The sequence below is a fragment of the Rhizobium bangladeshense genome (assembly GCF_001662075.1).
Taxonomy (GTDB): domain Bacteria; phylum Pseudomonadota; class Alphaproteobacteria; order Rhizobiales; family Rhizobiaceae; genus Rhizobium; species Rhizobium bangladeshense_B.
Window position 1 is genome coordinate 1 of record NZ_LYPL01000042.1, and the last position, 4,780, is coordinate 4,780.

Below are 4,780 nucleotides of genomic sequence, written 5' to 3' on the forward strand. Positions count from 1 at the left end.
TGAGAAGCTCGTGAATTGCGTCCGCACGAAACACTGTCGAGTGGTAAGACGATCGATGAACGGCTTCTGGAGGAAGGATGTCACTATTCAGCATTTTCATGACTGTCTTAGGGTGCACACCATACTGTTGACTGGCTGTATGCAGTGAATGGATCAGGCGCTTCTCCAGGCGATAGCCGAGAAACTCTTCGCCCGGAGCCATCGGTAGGGTGTTACAAGCGTCAAGCCATAGCAATTCGCGGATCGGTGCCCACACAGGATCGGCAGCTTCTCTGGCCATCAATGAGTAGATTCGGCCGTATTTTGCATTTCGAGTGAGGCCTCTCCCTTTGTCGAATTTTCTCGCGTGGCGTTCGAGATGCTCCAGAAAGTTCGCCCGGCCACGCGCTAGGAGTTCGAACCCGGCGCGCATACGTGCCGGCGCACGGTTTGGGCCCCCGTCAGCAATCGCACGTGCATCGCGGCCTACTGCTTCACAAAGGCGGATAAGGTACGCGAGCGGGAGATCGTCGAGCATCTCCAGTGGTTCGTTTTCCCCCGTAAGGCGACCACGGAGATAGACATCCAAAGGATGAGCGCACGTAAATTGTGCCGCGGCCGCGATAGCGAGAATCCTTGGAAAATTCTGCGATACGTAGGAGCAGAGGTCGGGCGCGAAGCTCCGCTTGCCGCCGTCGGTCACAGCCATGTCACATCCATGATCCGGGCATTTCTCGATTGCAGCCCAAAGCCACCAGAACCTTTGAAAAGTGCGGGCACCAATTGGCCCGCTGCCTTTTTCAACGTCCTCTACAACACACTTGGGGCAAAATCTCGCCTGGAGCTTGCACACCTGTGTGGTGTGGACCTTATGATCTCCCAGCATCGCGTAGCCTTGGCCCGGTCTGGGTGAGTGGCGATCGAACCGAGAGGGATCGATCCCAGCCATCGCGGCGAAGCGAACAAAGCGCGATTCAATATTGTTCCGCTCGTTCGACTCTCCGAGCAGGCGAGCCATGTCAACGACGGACACCATCTGGTGAAGCGCCGCGAGCCTCGAAACGAAGCTGTCGCGGGTCTCGTATTCACGAAAAGGGGGCACAACTTCGAACTTTTCCGTCATCAGCTCTGCACCAATTTCTTGCCGCGGACCGCGAACGTCTTTTCATGCTTCATCTTGAGGGCGGTGAACGCTTTCCCGTTTGTGATTCGCTCGGGCAACTGGACGTCGCGCCAGGCACCCGAGGCAAAGAGGTTGCGCTCCATGTTGCGGCTTCCGACGAGCATGCTGTAGACCTTCACGAAGTCTTCGATGCCAACCTCGGTCCTCCCTTCAAGGATCACTTCCTCGCACGCGAGGCGGATGGTCTGGATGACATTGCCGAACTGATGGTTCGCGGCCTTGGAAAGCCGCATGACGAACTCCTTGCCATCCAGATCAGCCACCTCGAGCTGCGCGTGCTTGGTGATGATGCCGTTGACGACCTTCTCAATAACCGGGCCGTCGGTGGCGGGATCGAGGCTTTCGAGGTCGAAGTGGAGGGTACGACCGTCAAGTTCAGGGCTCGTGGTCCTGAAGTCCGCGATCACAGGCGTGCCCGACAGGATCAACTGGACGGGCCAGTCGGCGCTGATCTGGACGAGCATTTTCATGGCGTCCTGAATTTCCTTGATCTGCGTTTCCGTATTCGAGCGCATGGCGTGCTGGAATTCGTCGATGTGCAGAAACATGACGCCCCGCAACGCGAACCATTTCATGGCAAGGTCACGCATCTCGGGCAGATTACCAGGCTTTGAAACCGGGAAACCGCAGGCCTTCACGATCTCTGCGAGAAGGTAGTTCGGGGCGCACTTGGGCGGCGCGTCGATGCTGACATAGGGCAGATTGTCGTGGTCCTTTCCGGGCATGCGGAAGCGCTGGAAGGCGGGATGGGTCTCCATGCTCCGGATCAGGTGGGTCTTGCCCGAGCCCGAGTTCCCGGTGACGACGATCCCGGCGAGCTTGGCCGTCTCCGTCTGGGTGTTACGGAACAGGCGCTTGTAGAGCTTCCGGAGCTCGGCGTCGCGAACGGAGCCGACGTGGTAGGCGTTCATCGCCTTGATGCGGGCGACGGCTTCGAGTTCGCTCGGGTCCATGTGGGACGCGATGCGGAGTTGGACCTGCTGGCGGTCGGTGAGGATATCGTTCATGGCTGGTCTCCTCAGAGCTCGATGTCGTCGGCAGTGCCGACCGGGTTGTTGGCGTTCTTGCGGGAGGTCTTAGTTTTTGCGGGCCCTCCGCGGGCGACCTTTTCCGCAAGTTCGAGCGCCTCGTCATCGGTCACGATGTCGTTGTAACCGGGCGCGTTGGCGCTCAGGAATGCGCTGCGGCGGCCGACGGGAGATGCCAGCGGCGCGGGGGCGGCCAAAGCGGCCTGTACGGTGAAGCCAGCCTTGTGGAGAAGCGCGCGTTCATAGGAGCGGACGTTTTCCATCGTGACACGGCGCAGGCCGAGGGGGTTGCGCAGCGCCGCGGCCTCGCCGCTCTCGCGAAGGTCACGAAGGGCGGCGTAGAAGATGTCGAGCGTGACCGCCGTGCTCTTGGCGTACTCGCGGGTCACGCGCTCCCACATGGCCATCCACTCGGGCAGGCTGATATCGTCCGGCAGACCGATTTGGTTGTCGGCGATGTACCAGTGCCCGTCCTTCTTGAACGAAATCGAGCGGATATTGCCGACGTCCACGCGGATCGGCACGTCCACGCTGCCGTCCTGCAGATGCCATTTCGCAAGCACGGGGGAGTGGTAGTTGATGCCGAGGAAGCGAAGGCCTTCAGGCCCAAGGGTGCGGACCTCGTCCATCCCAAAGATGTGACGCTTGACATCGGGTTCGATCAGCGGACGCATCTTGTAGAGCTGGGTCTGGCGAACCCAGGCGTTGTGCGGCGTCTCACCACCCAGGCCTTCGTGAGGAGTGTTGTGATAGATGTCGAGGATCGCACGGAGGTACTCGCGCTCGATGCGGTCGATCGGTACCGAGGCTTCCTTCACCGGATCAGCATCGCCCTTTTCGACGACATCCTTGAAGGTGCGACCCTGATAGAAGCTCACGATGCGCTGATGTCCGCGAAAGCTGGACTCAATGTGTCCACGCGCCTGCGGCGTGCCAGCGGTGGGGCGTGCGTGCCCGATTTCGCACTCGGCGATCTTGGGAGCGACTTCGTCGTTCACCAACGCGGAGCCGATGTCGGTGTAGAAGCGCTCGGGGCGGCCATAGCCGATCCACTGCGATTGCGCGCCGACGAAATCCGAAATCTCGGACTTGTCCTCCATCACCATGCGGATGACCTCGAGGGTGGTCTTCGAGTTCGGCTTCGTGCAGAAGCGCATGCCGAGGATGTAGCGGGTGGCGATGTCCATCGCCACGACTACCCACAGGCGGATGCGCCGGGCCTCGTTCTTCTCGTCGTCGGTGAGCTTCTCCCACATGTCGGCGTACTTAAAGAGCGCCATGAGGTCCATGCGCTTCTCATCGATGTCCACGCGCTGGCCCGGACGGAAGAAGCCGAATCCTCCGCGCGTAAATCCGAACTTCTTGTCAGCCGACGCCTTACCGTGGCGGCCGCGGTGGATGTGGTAAGCCCCCAGCCCCTTGATGATCTTGGCGAAGACCTTGTACGAAGGAGGCTGCAGCATGTGCTTCCCCTTCGTGCGGGCCTTGTTGAGGCCATCGAGGGCTGCCAACAGGAGGTTGTGCTGCTTCTTCACGCTGGGGCGGTTGGGCAATGCATAGCCTTCGGCGTACTCCTGCCAGACCGCCAGGCTTTCCGGATCGACCCGATACGTGCGCTTAGGACCTTCGTCCTTGGAGACAAGCGTGATCGTTCTTCCACCGGAGTCCTTGAACAGGCGGTACATCTTGTTGAAGTGACCGACAGACGGAATACGCTGCAGCTGAACTGAGCCGCCGCCGTTCTGCATCTTTCCGACGATGCTCAGGGCTTCGAGAGCCAGGCTCGCCATGCGGGGACCGAGTTCTTCGACCGTGCGGTTAATGCCGCCCTCCTTGTCAGAGAGGTTGTCGTAAGCGTGGATGAGCTGCTCGTAGAAGAGCGCCTTGGCCTGCTTCTTCGGCGAATAGTCGGTGAACAACCAGCCGGGATGCACATCGGGCGTCTTGCGGTTCTGCGAGAAGTAGTTCTCCTCGATCTTGATTTCGCCGCGTACGTGTTTCTCGTAAAACTCGAGTTCCGAGAAGGACTCGAAGCGCGGCATTTCCTCGACGGTTTCGAGAATCACCTCGCCCCCGTAGTGGCGGGACAGGCGATAGTGCTGGCTGCCGATCGTGACGCGGTCGACGACGGTTACCTTGATCGGCATGTAGCTGAACGGCTTAGGCGACAGATTGGACATAGCTCTTGAGCTCCTGTGCGAGAAGGGGACGGTTGACGTGGACCTTGCTGTAGTCAGCAAGGCGTTCGAGTTCGTTCGCGATGACGATGACGCCGCGATCGATCAGGTTCAGGAGGGCCTCGCGTCGGTCGGCGAGGTTGCGCGCTCCCTTGAGAAGGCTGTGGAAGTAGACGGCACCGTGGATGCCCTCGAGGGACACAAGTGCGTCGAGATAGTCCTCGGCGTTGTAATTTTCGCGGGCCGTCAGGATGCATAGCGCGTTCTCGAAGCGCCAGAGCGTCGCCATTGTCTCGTTGACCCAGACCATATCAAAGCCGAGGTCGACGTCGTTCAGCGCATCCAAAACCGCGTCCACCTCGGCCTTGTGATAGATGTGCTTAACATTGAAGGCGAAATGGGTACCGTCGTGG

4 protein-coding genes are annotated in these 4,780 nt (G+C 59.9%); all 4 read right to left on the reverse strand.

Annotated features, from left to right (window positions below; all coding sequences use genetic code 11):
- A partial coding sequence (locus A7X77_RS30945) for a TniQ family protein (protein ID WP_156668188.1) occupies positions 1-1,102 on the reverse strand: 1,102 nt, incomplete at its 3' end.
- Complete coding sequence (locus A7X77_RS30950) at positions 1,102-2,169, reverse strand: ATP-binding protein (protein WP_064686603.1); 1,068 nt, start codon at positions 2,167-2,169, stop codon at positions 1,102-1,104. The genes A7X77_RS30950 and A7X77_RS30945, both read right to left, overlap by 1 nt.
- 11 nt (positions 2,170-2,180) lie before the next feature.
- On the reverse strand, positions 2,181-4,370 hold the full coding sequence (locus A7X77_RS30955; RefSeq protein WP_064686604.1) for a Mu transposase C-terminal domain-containing protein: 2,190 nt from the start codon (positions 4,368-4,370) through the stop codon (positions 2,181-2,183).
- Positions 4,351-4,780 (reverse strand): hypothetical protein (locus A7X77_RS33645; protein WP_197486918.1); only part of this gene is annotated, 430 nt, incomplete at its 5' end. The genes A7X77_RS33645 and A7X77_RS30955, both read right to left, overlap by 20 nt.